The sequence below is a fragment of the Microbacterium protaetiae genome, assembly GCF_004135285.1.
Lineage (GTDB): Bacteria > Actinomycetota > Actinomycetes > Actinomycetales > Microbacteriaceae > Microbacterium > Microbacterium protaetiae.
Map to the genome: position 1 here is coordinate 795,251 of NZ_CP035494.1, position 18,074 is coordinate 813,324.

An 18,074-nucleotide genomic window follows, 5' to 3' on the forward strand; every position below is an offset into this window, starting at 1 on the left:
CCAGTACTTAGTGTTACCGTCTACCTGTAGTCACCATCACTGAGTACCGACCGGAGGCGCCGTGGGCAAGCAAGAGACCGAGATGCTCAAGGGCGTGCTCGAGGGCATCGTCCTGGCGATCCTCGCGCGCCGACCCGCCTACGGCTACGAGATCACGGCGTGGCTGCGCGACCAGGGCTTCAGCGACATCGCCGAGGGCACCGTCTATGCCCTGCTGGTGCGCATCGAGCAGCGCGGCCTCGTCGACGTCGAGAAGGTGCCGAGCGAGAAGGGCCCACCGCGCAAGGTGTACTCACTCAACCGGCACGGACATCAACAGCTCGCCGGGTTCTGGAAGACGTGGAGCTTTCTGACCGATCGGCTCGCCCAGCTCCACGAAGGAGAGGACTGACATGGCCCCAAAGTGGATCGAGCTGATCACCGGATCGCTCGAGCAGAAGAAGCGGTACAAGAACGACAAGGCGCGTCTTGAGGCGCTGCCGGCCCCGTACCAGTCCGTGGCCCAGGCGTTCCACCGCTACCTGCTGGTCGCGGGCGGCGTCACCGACGGCGACACGCTCACGCGCATGTTCACGGACTTCGCCGATCTGTGGGAGCGTGCCGCTCTTGACGGCACTTCGGTACGCGAGATCGTCGGCGACGACCCGGTCGAGTTCATCGAGTCGTTCGCCGCCGCCTACAGCGGCAAGCGCTGGATCGACAAGGAACGCGCCCGCCTGACCAAGGCTGTCGAAGACGCCGAACGCGGCGAGCAGCCATGACCGCGCCCGCGATCGCCGTCACCGGAGTCGAGAAGTCGTACGGCGAACTGCACGTCTTGCGCGGCGTCGACCTCGAAGTCACCCGCGGCAGCATCTTCGCCCTGCTCGGCTCGAACGGCGCCGGCAAGACCACGCTGATCCGCATCCTGTCGACGCTGCAGAGAATGGATGCCGGAACCGCGCGGATCGCCGGCATCGATGTGACTGCCGACCCCGCCGCGGTGCGCCAGGCGATCAGCCTGACCGGGCAGTTCGCCGCCGTCGACGAGATCCTCACCGGCCGCGAGAACCTCGCCCTGGTCGCGCGCCTGCGCCACCTGCCGAACCCGGGCACGGTCGCCGACGAGCTGCTCGCGCGGTTCTCGCTGACCGACGCAGGAGCGCGAAAGGCTGCGACCTACTCGGGTGGCATGCGCCGGCGACTCGACATCGCGATGAGCCTGATCGGCGACCCGCCGGTGATCTTCCTCGACGAGCCCACCACCGGGCTCGATCCCCAGGCGCGCCTCGACGTGTGGCGAGCCGTGCGCGAGCTCGCCGACGGCGGAACCACGGTGCTGCTGACCACGCAGTACCTCGACGAGGCCGAACAGCTCGCCGATCGCATCGCCATCCTGCACGGCGGACGCATCATCCAAAACGGCACGCTCGACGAGCTGAAGGCTCTGCTGCCGCCGGCGAAGGTGGAGTACGTCGAGAAGCAGCCGACGCTTGAGGACGTCTTCCTCTCGCTCGTGGGCGAGGAAGACACGAAGGAGCAATCGTCATGACCACCGCATTCGTCGGCGACACCGCCGCGCTCACGGGGCGATCCCTCAAGCACATCACGCGGAGCCTGGACACCATCATCACGACCGCGATCATGCCGATCGCGATGATGCTGCTGTTCGTGTACGTTCTGGGCGGGGCGATCGAGACGGGCACGACGTCGTACATCGACTACATGCTGCCCGGCATCCTGCTCATCACGATCGCCTCCGGCATCGCGTACACCGCACTGCGCCTGTTCAACGACCTCAAGGGCGGCATCTTCGAGCGGTTCCAGTCGATGCCCATCGCACGATCTGCGGCCTTGTGGGCGCACGTGCTCACCTCACTGGTGGCCAACGCGATCGCGCTGGTGATCGTGACCGCGGTGGCGTTCGCGATGGGTTTCCGCACCGGGGCAGGGATCGGAGCCTGGCTCGCAGTGATCGGCATCCTGCTCCTGGTGACCCTCGCCCTCACCTGGGTCGCCGTGGTCGCCGGTCTGGTGGCAAAGACGCCCGACGGCGCCGGAGCGTTCTCGTACCCGCTGATCTTCCTGCCCTTCATCAGCTCGGCGTTCGTGCCCACCGCGTCGATGCCCGGGCCCGTGCAGTGGTTCGCCGAGTATCAGCCCATGACCTCGATCGTGAACACCCTGCGCGCGCTGTTCGAGGGTGCTCCGGTCCTCAGCGACATCTGGATCGCGCTGGCGTGGATCGTCGGCATCCTGGTGGCCGCGTACATCGCGGCGATCGCGGTCTACCGACGCCGGATGGGGTGACGGGGCGCACGGCGACCACGTCGCGTCGCTCAGCGACGGGCGGACGCTGCGTCCTCAGAAGATCCAGACGGGTGCACGCCCTGGATCCAGAAGATCTCGTGCTCGGGCCCCTCGGTGTCGTCTTCGAACTCGTCGATGACCTCATGGATGCGGCGGTGCAGCTCCTTCGCGCGATCCTTCGTCAGATGCAACTGGGTGTGCGTGTACGACGAGGGCCACGGCGTGCCGTCGGGGCCGCTCGGAGGCCCGGCTGAGAGCAGACGTGTGACCTCGGCGAGAATGTTCTGCATCATCGCGCGCCCCATCGCGGCGTCGGGCTGACCGGAGATCTCCAGGCCGCTGCCCATCGCCCGCCAGGGTCGTTCGCGCCCGTCCGCCGCGTCATCGGGCTCGATGAACCCCGCCTTCGCGAGCTGATTGAGGTGATAGCTCATCGCAGAAGGGGTGAGCCCCGTGATCTCTGCTGCCTGCGTCGCCGTCAGCGTTTCGCGCCGGTCGAACAACTCCGTGAGCACCCGCCAGCGCGCAGGGTGCATGGCCGCGCGCATCTGCGTCAGCTCCGTCACTCTGATCGGTTCATCGCGCACGTCGGCAGTCTACTTGCGATTCCGTAATCTGAAACATATCCTTCATATTTGTGAAGCGTCCCTTTCAGAACTCGGTGTGGGCTGTCCGCGACGCCCGCATCGCGCTGGGCGGCCGGGCCCTGAGCACCGCGGGCACGTCGGTCACCTCGATCGCCGCGATCCTTCTGCTGCACGACGGCGGCGCGGGTCCCTTCGGCGTCGCGGCGTTCCTGGCCGCCCTCGTGATCCCGGCGATAGCCACGATGGGCATCGCCGGTCGGGTCGTCGACACGATGGACTCACGGGTCGTGCTGGTCGCGGCATCCCTCATCCAAGCGGCCGCCGTCGTCGCGCTGGGCTTCGATCACAGCGTCGTGATGATCTTCCTCACCGGTGTCGTGATCTCACTGGCCCAGGCGTTCGAGCAGCCGACGTGGAGCGCGCTGCTCCCCCGCATCGTCGGCGAAGATCGCATCGGCCAGGCCATCTCCTGGCAGCAGGGCCTCGCGGCGGTCGCCTCGCCGATCGGCGCGGGCCTGGGCGGGTTGTTGATGACCCTCGACGACATCGCGTGGGGATTCTGGGCGGATGCCGCAAGCTACGTGCTCTTGGCCGGCGCGGCGCTGATCATCCGCACGCGGCGGCACGGGGCGATCGACACCCCCGCGACGGCAGGGCAGGATGCCGCTGCCGAGCCGAAGGCGTCGTGGACGGCCGGGCTGCGCATGGTCGCGCGCGATCGCGTGCTGCTGCCGCTGTTCGCCGCGATACTGGTCTTCGTCATCCTGGTGGAGGGGATCAACCCCGTCGAGGTGTTCCTGGCCCGCGACGCGCTGGGCGCCACCGACTGGCAGTACGGACTGGGCGAGTTCTTCGCCGGCGCCGGAGGCGTCATCGGGGCCGCCGTCGCCGGGCGCATCCACACCAATACGACTCGCGCGCGGGTGGCGACGTTGGGCTTCGGCGGGGCGGCGGTCGTCATGGTCGCGGCGGGACTGGCACCCGGGTACTGGGTGTACGCGGTGCTGATCACCCTGCTCACGGCATCGTTCGGCACCGGCAACGCGACCTTCGGAGCGCTGCTGACCTCGCGCACGCCCGACGCGCACCGCGGCCGGGTCTACGCCGCGCTGAACGGCCTGGCCCGCAGTGCGTCGCTGATATCTCTGGGGCTGGGCGGCGTCGGCAATGCCGTGCTGGGCCCGCGGGCGACGTTCATCGTCGCCGGCATCGCGGGCGCGGTGACCATGGCCGTCGCGAGCATCGCGGTACTGCGCGCGCAGCGAGCCGAGGCATCCTCCCTCGCCGCCGGACTCGTTCGCTGACGAACTCCCCCTGCCCCATTCCGCGCGACAAGGGATCTCTCCCGAAACAAGGTGCAACGCCCTCGGTCTCGGGAGAGATCCCTTGTCTCGGCGCCCAGCCGAACCTGCGCGGCCCGACGCGCCTGTCGCTCAGCGGTTCTCGAAGTCGGGCTGGCGCTTCTCGCGGAAGGCGGCCATGCCCTCCTTCTGGTCCTGGGTGTCGAAGAGGCTCGCAAACGCCTGCTTCTCGAAACGCAGCCCCTCGGCGAGGGTCGTCTCCATCGCGGCATCCAGCGCGGCTTTTGCCGCGAACACGCTGGGCAGCGACTTCGATGCGATGGTCTCGGCGACCTTTCCGGCCTCATCGAGCAGTTCGGCCGCCGGCACCACGCGCGAGACGAGTCCGGCGCGCTCGGCTTCGGCAGCATCCATCATCCGACCGGTGAGCACCAGCTCAGCCGCCTTGTAGTACCCGATGGCCCGGATGAGCCGCTGCGTGCCACCCATTCCCGGGATCACGGCGAGGTTTATCTCTGGCTGCCCGAACTTCGCGGTGTCGGCGGCCAGGATGATGTCGCACATCATCGCCAACTCGCACCCACCGCCCAGGGCGTAGCCGCTTACGGCGGCGATGACGGGCGTGCGCACGGCGGCGAACTGCGCCCAGCCGCCGAAGTGGTCGCCCATGACCATGTCGAGCGAGGTCTTCGACTCCATCTCCTTGATGTCGGCACCCGCGGCGAACGCGCGCTCCGAGCCGGTCACGACGATCGCGCCGATGCCCGGGTCGCGGTCGAACGCGGTCGCGGCGGCGACGACGTCGGCGCACACCTGGGAGTTCAAGGCGTTGAGGGCGTCGGGACGATTGAGAGTGATCCACCCGACGCGTCCTCGCGTCTCGGTGAGAATCGTGGCGTATTCGGTCATGCTCCCCATCGTGTCACGCCGCGCCGAGCCAGGATCGAGAAGACCGGGGAGGTCCCATGGACGTCGAGACGGATACCGCCACCGCGCGCAGCCCGCGGCGCCCGAGACGCCACGACAAGACGCGAATGGAGGCGTTCAGCGACGGCGTGTTCGCGTTCGCCATCACGCTGCTCGTGCTCGACATCGTGATCCCGAGCGGCGAGGGCGATCGGGATCTGCTCGGGGCGTGCCTCGACCAGTGGCGCCGCAGTACCTCGCCTACGTCTTGAGCTTCGCGACGACCGGCGCGGTCTGGTTCGCGCACAACGCCCTGAGCGAGAACCTCGCGAAGACCGACTCGGCGCTCATGCGTCTGAATCTGCTGCTGCTGTTGTTCGTCGCGTTCACGCCGTTTCCCACCAGGTTCCTGGCCGAGTACATCACGGTGGAGAGCTCGGAGCGGGTGGCCGTGACGATCTACGGGCTGTCGTTCCTGGTGCTGACGGGCATGGTGATCGCCCTGTGGCGGTACGCCAAGCGCGCGCAACTCGTCGCAGATCCCGACGACGGCGAGACGACCGCATACTCGCAACGCCTGCCGATCGGCGTGCTCGCGTACGTGCTGCTGATCGTGATCGGGCTGTTCGCACCGATGGTCGCGGTGTTCGGCTACCTCGCCCTGGCGGTCTTCTTCATGGTGCCGATGCGGATCGGGCGCCGAGAGAGCCGCTAAGACAGGGCGTGCGTCTCGCGGATCGCGTCGTCGGCGGCGGATGCCGCATCGTGGTCGAAGATCCAGAGACGGAAGTCGCGCGCACTCTGAATCTCGGCGTCGCGGGCGTCGAGTTCGCGCGCGTCGCCGGATCGGTCGAAGCGGGCACCGAACTGACGCGATCCTGTCTGCATCACGCGTGTGCGGGGCAGACGCAGGCTCTCATAGCCCTCGAGCGCGGTCGTGACCTCGGCGCCGTGGTGGCGCAACATCGCCGCGAGAGTCGCTGCGTCTTCGATGGCCTGGTTCACCCCCTGGCCGAGGTGCGGAAGCATCGGATGGGCGGCGTCGCCCAGGAGCGTCACACGTGCATGGGTCCAGGTGTCGATCGGCTCGCGATCGTAGAGTCCCCACCAGAAGCAGGACTCGACCCGCGCCAGCACGTGCTCGATGCGGGGGTCCCAACCGGCGAAGGCTGCGCGCAGCTCGTCCGGGTCACCGGGGGCCGACCATGACTCGCGCACCCGGTCATCGCTCGGGATGAAGCCGACGTAGTTCAACATTCGCCCGCCGCGGACCGGGAAGACCAGGAAGTGCTTGCCCTGGCCCATCCACAGCTCGGAAAGCTGAGGCGGCCAGTCGTCGAGACGATCGGCGTCGATGAGCCCGCGGTAGGCGATCGTCCCCGAGAAGACGGGCTCGGAGGATCCGGCGAACTGTGCACGCACCACCGAGTGGATGCCGTCGGCTCCGACGACGACGTCGGCCGAGATCCGGCTGCCGTCGGCGAAGCAGGCGGTCGCCTCGCCGGTGCTCTGCTCGACCGCCGTCACCCGCTTGCCTGTGTGGATCCGGTCCGCGGGAACACCGCCCGCCAGCAGCGAGATGAGATCCGCACGATGCATGCCGTACGCGGAATATGCACCAGCAGAATCGGTGGTCTGGATCGGCGTCGTCGGCGCGCCGTCCATACGGCGGTATGTCGACCCCGGCAAGAGCTCGGTGCCCAGGCCGCGCACCTGATCGCCGAGTCCGATGCGATCGAGCAGCCGCAGCCCGTTGGGCCCGAGCTGGACCCCTGCACCAACCTCGCCGAGTTGCGACGCCTGCTCGTAGACGTCGGCCTCGATGTCGGCAGCGGCGAGGAACGCCGCCAGAGCAAGGCCCCCTCCGCCACCGCCGATGATGGCGACGCGCGGCCTGCCGCTCATGCGACGGCCTCTTCCGGACGGTGCCTCTTCTTCGCGAGTTGGATCTGCTCGTACACGTGGTGACGGAGGTCGATGAAAGCGGGCATCGACCGTGTCTCGAGCTGGTCCCGCTGACGGGGAAGGTCGACGACGACGTCGTCCTGGATCACCGTCGGCGACGACGAGAGCATGATGACGCGGTCACCGAGATAGACGGACTCGTCGATGTCGTGGGTGACGAACAGGATCGTCATCCCCAGCTGCTCGCGGATCGATCGGACGAGGTCTTCGAGCTCGGCGCGCGTCTGCGCGTCGACCGCGGCGAACGGCTCGTCCATCAGCAGCACCTCGGGCTGGTACGCGATCGCCCGGGCGATCGCGACGCGCTGCTGCATCCCTCCCGACAGCTGCCACGGATACGAACGTGGCACATGGGCCAGTCCCACGCTCTCGAGCGCTTCCGCGACGAGTTCGCGACGCCGGGTCTTGGGAACGCTGGCGTTCTTCAGCGGAAGCTCGACGTTCTCAGCCACCCGGAGCCACGGGAACAGCGACCGTCCGTACTCCTGGAAGACCACGGCCATCTGCTTCGGCGGGCCGACGACGAGCTTGCCGTCGAGAAGCACTTCGCCGCGGGTCGGCGCGAGCAACCCCGCGATGCACTTGAGAAGTGTGGTCTTTCCGGATCCCGACGGTCCGACCAGGCACGTGAACTCACTGCGACCGAGGTCGAACGTGAGGTCGCGCACGGCTTCGATGTCGCCGTCGTCGGTCGAGTAGATCTTCTGGAGTCCACGCACCGACAAGAGGGATGTGGTTTTGTCAAGCGGCATTGTCGAGATCCTTCAATCCGTAGTACCAGCGGAGGATGCGTCCCTCGAGGACTTTGAAGAGGAGCGAGACCACCAGCCCGATGAGGCCCAGCAGGACGATGCCGGCCCACATCTCGGGGATCTCGAAGCGGCGCTGGAACTGGATGATCGAGAATCCGAGGCCGGATGACGAGGCCATCATCTCGGAGATCACCATCAGGATGAGCGCGATCGGCAGCGACTGGCGGACGCCCGCCAGGATCTGCGGAGCCGCCGACGGGATGACTTGGTACCAGACCCGGCGGACGCCAACGATCCCGTAGGAGCGGCTCGTCTCGTTCTGCACCGAGTCCGTCGACCGCACGCCCTCGATCGTGTTCAGCAGCACAGGCCACACCGCGCCGAGCACGATGATCGTAATCTTCATCGCGTCGCCCACGCCGATGAGGAACATCAGGATCGGCATGAGCACCGGCGGGGGCAGCGCCCGGAAGAACTCGAAGACGGGCTCTGTAAGTGCGCGGAGTGTCTGGTTCAGGCCGACGACGACGCCGATGATCACACCGAGGACCACCGCGAGGATCGCTCCGATCGCGTACCGCCCGAGGCTCGGCAGCACGTCGGTGAGGAACCGATCGCTGCCCCAGACGCGGAAGAACGTGGTGACGAGATCTCCCGGGCGCGGCACGAAGATGCTCGTGCTGTTCAGGGACGCCGCCCACCAGATGAGAATCAGCAGAACCGGGAGGCCCAGTCCGAAGGCGACGGCCGCCGCGGTGTGGCGAAGGAGCTTCATGCTGCCGCCTCCGATCGGACCGACTGGTGCCAGCTGAGCAGCCGTCGTTCGATCCACCGCATCCCGAAGTTCAGGACGATTCCGAGAAGGCCGGTGGCCAGCACGAGCGCGTAGCTGGAGGCGTACAGCCCGTTGTCCTTGGCGTGCAGGATCTCGGCACCGAGGCCCACCGGCTTGCCGATCTGCAGCTCGCACGTGATCGCGAGGATCAGAGCGACCGCCGACGCCAGGCGCACGCCGGTCATGAGGTACGGGAGCATCGTCGGCATGACGATGTGCCGCACCCGCTGAAGCCAGCTGAAGCCGTAGCTGCGGCCGGTGGCCATCGCCACGGCATCCACATCCGCCACGCCGTAGAGGGTCTGGAACAGGACCTGCCAGAAGGCTCCGTAGGTCACCACCAGCAGGCTCTGCTGGATCGGGGTGCTGAACAGCAGCACCGCCAGGGGGATGAGTGCCACCGACGGAATCGGTCGGAGGAACTCGATCGTCGAACGCGTCGCGCGGCGCGCGAACGAGGACAGGCCGATGAGGATGCCGAGTACTCCGCCGCCGAGGACCGCCAGCAGCATGCCGAGGAACCAGGACAGGAGGGTGTTCCCCACGGCGCTCCAGAAACCGATCAGCACGATGTTCCGGAAGAACGTGGGGACCACCTCTGTCGGGGGCGGCAGGTACTTCATGTCGACGGGACCGAAGCGCGAGACGATCTCCCAGATCACGAGGAAGATCACGACACCGGCGATCCCGAGCATCACGCGCCGCGGGCGGGCCCGCCGTACCGAGCGCTTGGCCTCGGCGACCGAGACGACCTCGGTGATCGTCGGTGCCGTCGCACTGTCACTCATGTTCGTTCCCGTTCTGGGCTCTGACTACGGGACGATGACCTTGTCGAGGTCGGGCTCGCTCGTGATGAACCCGTACTTGAGCGCGAGGTCCGCGAGGTCCTGGATGATCTGCGGATCCAGCGTGTAGTCCAAGGACTCGGGGTTCTGCTTTAGCGTGGTCTCGATCGGTGTGCCCAGCACATCGGCGACGACCTTCGCATAGGCCTCGCGATCGTCGGTGGCCTGCCCCAGTGTGGTCTTCAGAGAGGCGCGCCACTTCTCCACGAGCTCGGGCTGGTCCTCGATCACCTTGCTTGAGGCGAAGGTCACCATCGTCGGCAGGCCCGGCAGCGCCGTCTGGTTCGGGTAGCCCACGACCACGTACTTGTCGGGCTGGGCGAGCGCCTGACTGAGGAAGGGCTCGGGAATCCACACCGCGTCGACGTTGCCCGCGTCGAGCTGGGCGAGCGCGTCGGGGAACGCGATCTCGGTGTACTTGATCGTCGACGAGTCGCCGCCGGCGCCGTCGACGGAGGCGTTGATGGTCAGGTCGCCCTGTGTGTTCACCGCGTTGACCGCAACCCTCTTGCCGTCGAGGTCCTTCCACTCGTTGATGCCGGTTCCGGCCTTGGCGACCACGGCGTTGATGTCGTCACCGGTCGCCTTCGAGAAGGAATAGCCCGAGAGGATACGGACCTGGACGCCCTTCGACGCTGCCGCGAGCACCGACAGCGGGTTGCCCACGCCGAAAGTGGTCTCACCGGTGGACACCGCCGGCAGAAGCGCAGCGCCAGCCACGCCGAGCGTGATGTCGGGGTCGAGCCCGTTCTCAGCGAACCAGCCCTCGCCCTTTCCGAACTGCAGCGCGGCCGCCGGCCCGACCGAGGGCGCGCCCACGGTCACCGCCACCGTCGACCCGTCGGAGCCGGCGTCGCCACCGGCAGCGGTCTCTCCCGGAGATCCGGCGCATCCACTGAGCAGAAGCGCCACCGCAGCCGCCGCCGCGACACCGACCGTGAGGCGGAGATTCACCATTTCCCTTGCTCCTTTGCAATCCGATCAAGGCGATCGAACGGGTACTTCCGTACGAGCCGTCGTGCCGCTACGCTAGACGAAATTCATGGAAAAAGTCAATAATAGAGAAAAATCATGTTGATGAACAAGGATGCGACAGCTGCGCAGCGCGGCTATTCAGTGCTCGTGGACGACCCGGGGTTCCTTCTCGCGCGCGTCAACGCCCGTCAACTCAGCGTCGTGGGTGAGGCGTTGCGTCCGCTCGGACTGAGGCCCCGCTCGTACACGATCCTGCGACTGGCGGCAACCAACGACCCGCCGATGCAGCGCGATCTCGCGCACGTGCTCGAGCTCGACCCCTCGCAGGTCGTGACCCTCGTAGACGATCTTCAGCGCGCCGGACTCGTGGAACGCCACCAGTCCGAGATCGACAGACGCTCGAACGTCATCGTCGCCACCGATCTCGGAAAGGCACGACTGGTTGAGGCGGCATCCGTCGTCACCGAGGCGCACAGCACGGTATTCGCGGTGCTCGACACCGCCGAGAAGGACGCACTGCACGACGCACTGCGGCGCATCACACTGGCCGAATGGGAGGAAGAAGAATGAAGATCGCGATCATCGGCGCCGGCATCGGCGGACTGACCGCCGCCGCGGCGCTGCGCCGGCATGGCATAGACGTAGAGGTCTACGAACAGGCCCGGGCGCTCGGCGAGGTAGGGGCGGGAATCTCGCTCGCGAGCAACGGGTGGCGTCTGCTCGAGCGCCTCGGCATCCTCGACCAGGTCGAGAAGATCGGGTCTCCGCTAGACAAGGGCTACTTCCAGCTGCGCTCGGACGGCTCGTTCATATCCACCCTGCGAGCCCCGGGGGCGCCCCGGCACAAGCGCGTCTTCGGCGTGCATCGCGCGGATCTCATCGAGGTGCTCGCATCCGTCCTGCCCGACGACGTCATCCGCACCGGCCACCGGCTGCAGTCGCTCACGCAGAACGGCCATGGCGTGCGCCTGGTGTTCGAGGGTGGCGCCGTCACCGAGGCCGACGCCGTGATCGGCGCCGACGGCATCCACTCGATCGTGCGACGAGAGATCGTCGACGAGGTCGAGCCGCGCCCGTCGGGCACCGCCGCATATCGCGCGCTGGTTCCCGTCGAGTCGGCGGATGACTGGGAGTGGGGAACCTCGAAGATCTGGATCGGACCGGGCCGGCACTTCCTCGTGTACCCGGTACGGGCCGATCGCCTCATCAACGTCGTCGCGGTGGTGCCGGCGCAGGGCGGCGAGCGTGACTCGTGGAGCGCACCGGGCGACCCGGCGCAGCTCGCAGCGGAGTTCGCCGGATGGGAGCCGGCCGTCGAGCGGCTGATCAGCCGCGTGACCGACACGTTCCAGTGGGGCCTGTTCGACCGCGCGCCGCTGCAGACCTGGACGAACGGACGGTTGGCGCTGCTCGGCGACGCCGCGCACGCCATGCTCCCCCACCTCGGACAGGGCGGCAACCAGACGATCGAGGACGCCTTCTCGCTCGCTGCAGCCCTCGGCAACGCGGGGCACGACGATGTTCCCGCGGCCCTGGCCACCTATGAGGGTCTGCGGCTGGATCGGGCCAACGCCGTGCAGCTCGTCTCGCGTGAAGCGGGTCAGCTGTACGACTCCGAGCAGGAGGAGTCGTACGACGAGCGCGACGAGCGAATCCGGCGGATGGCGCCCTTCTACGCCTGGCTCGGCGCGCACGACGCCGACTCGCTCGTGCCGCCGCCACTCGCGCCCGCACGGTAACAAGGGGTCACGCGTTCAGCACCTCGCGGCCGATGATGACGCGCATGATCTCGTTGGTCCCCTCCAAGATCTGGTGCACGCGCAGATCGCGCACGACCTTCTCGATGCCGTAGTCCTGCAGGTATCCGTACCCGCCGTGCAGCTGCAGCGCCTGGTTGGCGACCTCGAAGCCGGCATCGGTCGCGAAGCGCTTGGCCATCGCGCACTGCAGCGCGACGTCGCTCTCATGCGCATCGACCGCGGCAGCGGCATCCCGCACCAGCGCCCGCGAGGCCTTCAGCTTCGTGGCCATGTCGGCCAGGGTGAACATCACCGACTGCCGTTCGGCCAGCGGCTCTCCGAACGTGAACCGCTCGTGCACATAGCGGATGGCCTTGTTCATCGCCCACTGCGCGCCGCCGATCGAGCACGCCGCGATGTTGAGCCTGCCACCGTTGAGTGCCTGCATCGCGATCTTGAAGCCCTTGCCCACCTCGCCGAGAACCGCGGATGCCGGCACCCGCACCTCATCGAAGATCACCTGCCGCGTCGGCTGGGCGTTCCAACCCATCTTCTTCTCGTTGGCCCCGAAGCTCAGCCCCGGGGTGCCGTCGGGCACGATGAAGGCGGTGATGCCGCGTGCACCCGGTTCGCCGGTGCGGGTCATGACGACGTACACGTCGGCTTCGCCGCCGCCCGAGATGAACTGCTTCACACCGGTGATGACATAGTCGTCGCCCTGCCGAATCGCCGAGGTCGTCAGAGCCGCGGCATCCGAGCCGGCTCCTGGCTCGGTGAGGCAGTAGCCGCCCAGGGCGTCCATCGCCGTCAGGCGCGGCAGCCAGGCGCGGCGCTGTTCGTCGGTGCCGAAGGCGTCGATCATCCAGCCGACCATGTTGTGGATGCTGATGTAGGCCGCGATCACGGGGTCACCCTGGGCGAGCTCTTCGAAGATGGCGACGGCCTCACTGCGCCCCAGACCCGCACCCCCGACATCGTCGCGAACGTAGATGCCGCCGAGTCCGAGCTCGCCGGCGCGCTGGATCACGTCGCGCGGAAAGTGCTTGTTCTGGTCCCACTCCTGGGCGTGCGGCGCCAGCTCGTGCGCGGCGAATTCGCGCACGGCCTCCAGAATCGCCTGGCGTTCTTCGGTCGTCGTCATGCTCATGAAGGATCTCCCCATCGCTCGCCCCCGCGCGACGTCATTGTGTGACCGCGAGGGGATGCCACCTCCGGCATCGACGCTATTTTACATGGACGTCCTACTAAGTGCATGGGCACCCATGGATGCTGCGGGTTCAACTCAGTCGTCGCATATGGCCCCCTCCACGCGACCAAGGGGGCCATATGCGACGACCGAAGGCGGGCTCTTTTGGTTCAGTCGTCACAAACGGCCCCCTCCACGCGACCAAGGGGGCCATATGCGACGACCGAAGGCGGGCTCCGCAGAACCGAACGCCCGACCCGCACCGAAGCGGGCTCAGCCAGCGGCTTCCTCGGGGCGCTGCGCGGCGGCCGCGTTCGCGGCATCCGGCACGTATCCTTCGATGTGCCGCTCGTCGGGACCGTTGTAGGCCGACAGCGGGCGAATCAGCGCATTCGAGGCCTGCTGCTCCATGATGTGCGCCGTCCACCCGGTGATCCGGGCGGCCACGAACAAGGGCGTGAAGGTCAGTGTGTCAAAGCCCATCAGGTTGTACGCCGGCCCCGACGGGTAATCGAGGTTCGGGTAGATGCCCTTGCGCGAGACGAACTCGTTCTCGAGCGCGCTGTACAGCGCCCGCACATCAGGGCGGTCGTAGTGGTCGACGAGCCTGTCCAGCGCCGCCTTCATCGTGGGCACGCGCGAGTCACCACGTTTGTACACGCGGTGGCCGAAGCCCATGATCTTGCGCTTGGCGGCGAGCGCTTCATCCAGCCACGAGTTCACGTTCCAGGCGTCGCCGATCTCGTCGAAGATGTGCAGCACGGCTTCGTTCGCCCCGCCGTGCAGCGGTCCCTTGAGAGCCCCGATAGCGCCGACGACCGCCGAATAGAGATCGCTGAGGGTGGAGGCGATGACGCGCGCGGTGAACGTGGAGGCGTTGAACGAGTGCTCTGCATACAGGATCATCGAGGTGTTGAAGGCATCGACGACGACCTCGTCGACATCTTCGCCGAACGTCATCCAGAGAAAGTTCTCGGCGTAGTTCAGGTCGTCGCGCGCAACCACCAGCTCTTGTCCACGCCGCCGACGCTGTCCATATGCCACCACGGCAGGAAGGGCGGCGAACAGGCGGATGCTGCGCTGAAGGTTCTCTTCGGGAGTGCCGACCGCATCCATCACGTTGTCGATGCCGGCCAGATCTGCCGCGCCGATGACGGATGCCGCGGTGCGCACCTCATCCATGGGGTGGGCACCCAGCGGCAGCAAGTCGATGGCCTGCTTCACCTCGTCGGTGAGAGCGCGGTACCGGCGCTCGGTCGCACGCAGCTCGGCCAGCTGCTGCGCGGTGGGCAGCTCACCGTGCCACAGCAGGTAGGCAACGGCCTCGAACGGCTGGGTGGCCGCCAGCTCCTGCACCGGGTACCCGCGGTAGAGCAGGGAGTTGGTGTCAGGATTGACCTTGCTGACGGCGGTGTAGTCAACCGTGACCCCCGCAAGGCCCTTCTTGATGTCGATGTCGGTCATGTCTCTCCTATCGCGCGATCTGGAAGTTGAAGACGCCGGCGTCGAAGTGGTTGTACGCCTCGTAGTCGATGAGCTCGTACAGGTCGGCGCGATGCTGCATCTCGCCCAGCTTCGAGGTGAGGTGCCCCTCGTCGATCAGGGTATCGAGTGCGCGGCTGGCAGATCCCATCGCGATGCGCAGCAGCGACACCGGCCAGATGACGATGTTCACGCCGACGCTGCGCAGCTGGTCGACCGAGAAAAGCTCGCTCTTGCCGAATTCGGTCATGTTGGCCAGGATCGGCACGTCGACGGCATCCCGCATCGCCGCGAACTCGTCGAGGGTTCGCATCGCCTCGGGGAAGATCGCGTCGGCTCCGGCATCCACCAGCGCCTTGGCCCGATCCTTCGCGGCATCCAACCCCTCCACCGCGCGGATGTCGGTGCGCGCCATGATGAGAAAGTTCGGATCGCGGCGCGCGTCGGCCGCGGCGCGAATGCGCTTTATCGCCGTGTCTTGGTCGACCACCTGCTTGCCGTCGAGGTGCCCACACCGCTTGGGGTTTATCTGGTCTTCGATGTGGGTGCCGGCAAGGCCGGCGTCTTCGAGGGTCTGGATCGTGCGGGCGACGTTCATCGGCTCGCCGAAGCCGGTGTCGGCATCGATGATCGCCGGCAACTCGGTCATCCGCGCTATCTGCTCGCCCCGCCCGGCGACCTCGGTCAGGGTCGTCAGGCCGATGTCGGGAAGCCCCAGGTCGGCCGAGAGCACCGCGCCCGAGATGTACACGCCGTCGAAGCCCTTGCGTTCGATGAGCCGCGCCGACAGCGGGTTGAAAGCGCCCGGGAACCGCAGCAGCTCGCCCGAGGCGAGCCGCTCGCGCAGAGCCCGGCGCTTCTCGGCGGCGGGGGTGGTCGCGTACAGCATCAGAACAGTCCCTTCGGCGCCGGGGCGCCCGCCAGCACGCCATGCTTGGCGACGATGGTCAGCTGCTGTACCTCGTGGGCGGTCAGCTCGGGCAGACGCTGGGCAAGGTCGAGAAAGCGCTCGATCTCTTCGGGCTCGAGCACGGGCTCGGCCAGCATGCGGAATTTGCGGATGTAGTCCTCTCGCGCGAACGGGCGTGCGCCCAGGGGGTGCGCGTCGGCGACGGCGATCTCTTCGATGATCTGCCCGCCGTCGGCGAAGGTGATCTCGACGCGGCCGCCGAACGCCTTCTCGTTCGGGTCTTCGGAGTGGTAGCGCCGCGTCCACTCCTCGTCTTCGGCGGTGGTCACCTTGTGCCAGAGCGCGACGGTGTCTTCCCGTGCGGCACGCTCGGGCGCATACGAGTCCACGTGATGCCACGCGCCGTCTTGCAGCGCGACGGTGAAGATGTACGGAATCGAGTGGTCGAGGGTCTCGCGGGATGCCGCCGGGTCGTACTTCTGCGGATCGTTCGCCCCCGAGCCGATGACGTAGTGCGTGTGGTGGCTGGTGTGCAGCACGATCGAGGCGACGTTGTCGGGGGTGAAAGCGCCTTCGTGCTCGTTGTGCAGCTTGCGTGCCAGATCGATCCACGCCTGCGCCTGGTACTCGGCCGAGTGCTCTTTGGTGAACGAGTCGAGAATGGCCCGTTTGGCCTCACCCGGCGCCGGCAGCGGCACGTCGTAGGCGGCATCCGGCCCGTCCAGCAGCCAGGCGATGACCCCGTCTTCGCCCTCGTAGATGGGGCTGGGGCTGGTCTCGCCGCGCATCGCCCGGTCGACGGCCTCGACGGCCATCTTGCCGGCGAACGCCGGGGCATGTGCCTTCCAACTCGATATCTCGCCCTTGCGCGACTGACGCGTCGCGGTGGTCGTGTGCAGGGCCTGGCCGACGGCCTGGAAGATCGTCTCGGCCGGCAACCCCAGCAGCGTGCCGATGCCGGCGGCGGCCGAGGGGCCGAGGTGGGCGACGTGGTCGATCTTGTGCTTGTGCAGGCTGATCGCGCGGGTCAGATCGATCTGGATCTCGTACCCGGTCGCGATGCCGCGCACCAGCGCCGCGCCGTCTTTGCCGGCGTGCTGGGCGACGGCCAGAATCGGCGGGATGTTGTCACCGGGATGGGAGTACTCCGCGGCCAGAAAGGTGTCGTGGTAGTCGAGCTCGCGCACGGCGACGCCGTTGGCCCATGCCGCCCACTCCGGGCTCGTGCGACGCTCGAGCGCGCAGCCGAAGATCGTCGCGCCGTCGCCCGAGACCGACACGGCGTGGTCGAGGGCCTGCTGACGAGCCGCGCTGACGGGGGCACGGGTGAGGGATGCCGCGGCCACGGCGGCGTTGTCGATGACGCGATTGACGATCATGTCGATCACCTCGTCGTCGACCGGGATCGGGTCGGCGGCGACTTCGGCGATCTTGAACGCGAGCTGTTGTTCGCGCGGAAGGCTCTCTTCGCTCTTGTAGACGCGAACGTGATGCGTGACGGTCATGCTGCTCCTTGTCCAGAGGCTACGGAGGCGAGGATGCTCTCCAGGGCGTTGTGCAGGTGGAGATGGGTCGCGTGTGCGGCCAGTTCCGCGTCGCCGGCGGCGATGGCCCCGGCGATGAGCTTGTGCTCGGCGACCGCGGCGGCCAGCCGCTCGGGATTCTCGCGGGCCATGCGCCGCACGCGCACGAGATGGGTGCGGATAGTGCGCATTGCGCCGGTCAAGTAATCGTTGGCCACGGCGTCATCCAGGGCGGCATCGAACCGCGCGAAAAGACCCCAGTAGGCATCGGGCACAGCGCTCTCTTCGAGCCGGACGGCAGCGAAGCCCTCGGCGAGCGCAGCGAAGGTCGCGGCATCCGCCCGCTGCGCCGCCAGGCGCGCCGCAGTCTCTTCGAGCGCACGCCGCACCTCGAACAGCTCGCGGATGTCGTCGGCGTCGATCTCGCTGACCACCGTGACACGGGGCGACTGCTGCACGACCAGTCCGTCGGCAGCGAGGCGCCCGATGGCCTCACGCAACGGCGTGCGGCTCACACCGAGGCGCGTGGACTGCTCGACCTCGCCGAGAACGGCGCCCGGGGCGAGCGCGCCCGACTGGATCTCGTCGAGAAGGGTGCGGTAGGCCCGATCACTGGCGCGCATCTTTGCCCTCCCTGGTCACGTGCTCCACAGTCATTGTATGCACACAGGCGGTAAATTGCTATTCCAGTGCGGCCGCCCCCGCTTCAGCGTATACATTCACCGGGATGACCGCCGGAGGCACAGAGTAACGGCCGCCCGCTCCGACCTCGTGTGCCT

At 67.5% G+C, this 18,074-nt stretch carries 21 protein-coding genes; 9 read left to right on the forward strand and 12 right to left on the reverse strand.

The features are described 5' to 3' along the window. The first annotated feature begins 61 nt into the window (after positions 1-61). Genes ET475_RS03520 through ET475_RS03535 form a run of 4 tightly spaced genes read left to right on the forward strand, consistent with a single transcriptional unit; the run spans position 62 to position 2,289 of the window. Positions 62-391, forward strand: coding sequence for a PadR family transcriptional regulator (locus ET475_RS03520; protein ID WP_129386073.1), 330 nt, complete (start codon positions 62-64; stop codon positions 389-391). A gap of 1 nt (position 392) precedes the next feature. Then, a complete protein-coding gene (locus ET475_RS03525) occupies positions 393-761 on the forward strand; it encodes a DUF1048 domain-containing protein (RefSeq protein ID WP_129386075.1) in 369 nt (122 codons plus the stop codon). After that, the gene (locus ET475_RS03530) at positions 758-1,531 is read left to right on the forward strand and encodes an ABC transporter ATP-binding protein (protein WP_129386077.1); all 774 of its coding nucleotides are present in this window, start codon (positions 758-760) and stop codon (positions 1,529-1,531) included. Before ET475_RS03525 ends, ET475_RS03530 begins: the two co-directional genes overlap by 4 nt. Further along, on the forward strand, positions 1,528-2,289 hold the full coding sequence (locus ET475_RS03535; RefSeq protein WP_129386079.1) for an ABC transporter permease: 762 nt from the start codon (positions 1,528-1,530) through the stop codon (positions 2,287-2,289). The genes ET475_RS03530 and ET475_RS03535 overlap by 4 nt, the downstream gene beginning before the upstream one ends. A gap of 29 nt (positions 2,290-2,318) precedes the next feature. Here ET475_RS03535 and ET475_RS03540 read toward each other — a convergent pair whose 3' ends face one another. After that, positions 2,319-2,876 (reverse strand): winged helix-turn-helix domain-containing protein, encoded by a 558-nt coding sequence (locus ET475_RS03540; protein ID WP_129386081.1) that lies wholly within the window; start codon positions 2,874-2,876, stop codon positions 2,319-2,321. 50 nt (positions 2,877-2,926) lie between these two features. Between ET475_RS03540 and ET475_RS03545 the strand changes: the two genes are divergently transcribed. Continuing rightward, positions 2,927-4,180 carry an MFS transporter gene (locus ET475_RS03545; protein ID WP_165310713.1) on the forward strand — a complete coding sequence of 418 codons (1,254 nt, stop codon included), beginning with the start codon at positions 2,927-2,929 and terminating at the stop codon, positions 4,178-4,180. 129 nt (positions 4,181-4,309) lie between these two features. Here ET475_RS03545 and ET475_RS03550 read toward each other — a convergent pair whose 3' ends face one another. After that, on the reverse strand, positions 4,310-5,086 hold the full coding sequence (locus ET475_RS03550; RefSeq protein WP_129386085.1) for an enoyl-CoA hydratase: 777 nt from the start codon (positions 5,084-5,086) through the stop codon (positions 4,310-4,312). Between the two features lie 56 nt (positions 5,087-5,142). Here ET475_RS03550 and ET475_RS03555 point away from each other — a divergent pair, with 56 nt between their 5' ends. Further along, on the forward strand, positions 5,143-5,355 hold the full coding sequence (locus ET475_RS03555; RefSeq protein WP_129386087.1) for a TMEM175 family protein: 213 nt from the start codon (positions 5,143-5,145) through the stop codon (positions 5,353-5,355). Continuing rightward, a complete protein-coding gene (locus ET475_RS03560; RefSeq protein ID WP_129386089.1) occupies positions 5,313-5,798 on the forward strand; it encodes a TMEM175 family protein in 486 nt (161 codons plus the stop codon). The genes ET475_RS03555 and ET475_RS03560 overlap by 43 nt, the downstream gene beginning before the upstream one ends. On the opposite strand, the gene ET475_RS03565 is transcribed toward ET475_RS03560, so the two are convergent. Genes ET475_RS03565 through ET475_RS03585 form a run of 5 tightly spaced genes read right to left on the reverse strand, consistent with a single transcriptional unit; the run spans position 5,795 to position 10,437 of the window. Beyond that, entirely contained in the window at positions 5,795-6,988 is a 1,194-nt protein-coding gene (locus tag ET475_RS03565; protein ID WP_129386091.1) for an FAD-dependent monooxygenase, read from the reverse strand. The genes ET475_RS03560 and ET475_RS03565 overlap by 4 nt on opposite strands. Beyond that, on the reverse strand, positions 6,985-7,800 hold the full coding sequence (locus ET475_RS03570; protein ID WP_129386093.1) for an ABC transporter ATP-binding protein: 816 nt from the start codon (positions 7,798-7,800) through the stop codon (positions 6,985-6,987). Before ET475_RS03570 ends, ET475_RS03565 begins: the two co-directional genes overlap by 4 nt. Beyond that, complete coding sequence (locus ET475_RS03575) at positions 7,790-8,575, reverse strand: ABC transporter permease (RefSeq protein ID WP_129386095.1); 786 nt, start codon at positions 8,573-8,575, stop codon at positions 7,790-7,792. Before ET475_RS03575 ends, ET475_RS03570 begins: the two co-directional genes overlap by 11 nt. Then, positions 8,572-9,423: an ABC transporter permease gene (locus ET475_RS03580; protein WP_242497752.1), complete on the reverse strand. Its 852-nt coding sequence runs from the start codon at positions 9,421-9,423 to the stop codon at positions 8,572-8,574. Before ET475_RS03580 ends, ET475_RS03575 begins: the two co-directional genes overlap by 4 nt. A gap of 24 nt (positions 9,424-9,447) precedes the next feature. Next, positions 9,448-10,437, reverse strand: coding sequence for an ABC transporter substrate-binding protein (locus ET475_RS03585; RefSeq protein ID WP_129386097.1), 990 nt, complete (start codon positions 10,435-10,437; stop codon positions 9,448-9,450). Between the two features lie 114 nt (positions 10,438-10,551). Here ET475_RS03585 and ET475_RS03590 point away from each other — a divergent pair, with 114 nt between their 5' ends. Both ET475_RS03590 and ET475_RS03595 read left to right on the forward strand, forming a co-directional pair. After that, positions 10,552-11,025, forward strand: a complete 474-nt coding sequence (locus ET475_RS03590) for a MarR family winged helix-turn-helix transcriptional regulator (protein ID WP_129386099.1) — start codon at positions 10,552-10,554, stop codon at positions 11,023-11,025. Then, complete coding sequence (locus ET475_RS03595) at positions 11,022-12,194, forward strand: FAD-dependent monooxygenase (RefSeq protein WP_165310714.1); 1,173 nt, start codon at positions 11,022-11,024, stop codon at positions 12,192-12,194. Before ET475_RS03590 ends, ET475_RS03595 begins: the two co-directional genes overlap by 4 nt. Positions 12,195-12,201: 7 nt before the next feature. Here the strand turns inward: ET475_RS03595 and ET475_RS03600 are convergent, their stop codons facing one another. The 5 genes from ET475_RS03600 to ET475_RS03620 form a co-directional block, all read right to left on the reverse strand. Beyond that, on the reverse strand, positions 12,202-13,341 hold the full coding sequence (locus ET475_RS03600) for an acyl-CoA dehydrogenase family protein (RefSeq protein ID WP_129386103.1): 1,140 nt from the start codon (positions 13,339-13,341) through the stop codon (positions 12,202-12,204). Positions 13,342-13,653: 312 nt separating this feature from the next. Beyond that, positions 13,654-14,844: a bifunctional 2-methylcitrate synthase/citrate synthase gene (locus tag ET475_RS03605; RefSeq protein ID WP_129386105.1), complete on the reverse strand. Its 1,191-nt coding sequence runs from the start codon at positions 14,842-14,844 to the stop codon at positions 13,654-13,656. 7 nt (positions 14,845-14,851) lie between these two features. Next, complete coding sequence (gene prpB, locus ET475_RS03610; protein WP_129386107.1) at positions 14,852-15,751, reverse strand: methylisocitrate lyase; 900 nt, start codon at positions 15,749-15,751, stop codon at positions 14,852-14,854. Further along, a complete protein-coding gene (locus tag ET475_RS03615; RefSeq protein WP_129386109.1) occupies positions 15,751-17,277 on the reverse strand; it encodes an MmgE/PrpD family protein in 1,527 nt (508 codons plus the stop codon). Before ET475_RS03615 ends, prpB begins: the two co-directional genes overlap by 1 nt. Beyond that, positions 17,274-17,918 carry a GntR family transcriptional regulator gene (locus tag ET475_RS03620; protein WP_129386111.1) on the reverse strand — a complete coding sequence of 215 codons (645 nt, stop codon included), beginning with the start codon at positions 17,916-17,918 and terminating at the stop codon, positions 17,274-17,276. Before ET475_RS03620 ends, ET475_RS03615 begins: the two co-directional genes overlap by 4 nt. Between the last annotated feature and the right edge of the window lie 156 nt (positions 17,919-18,074).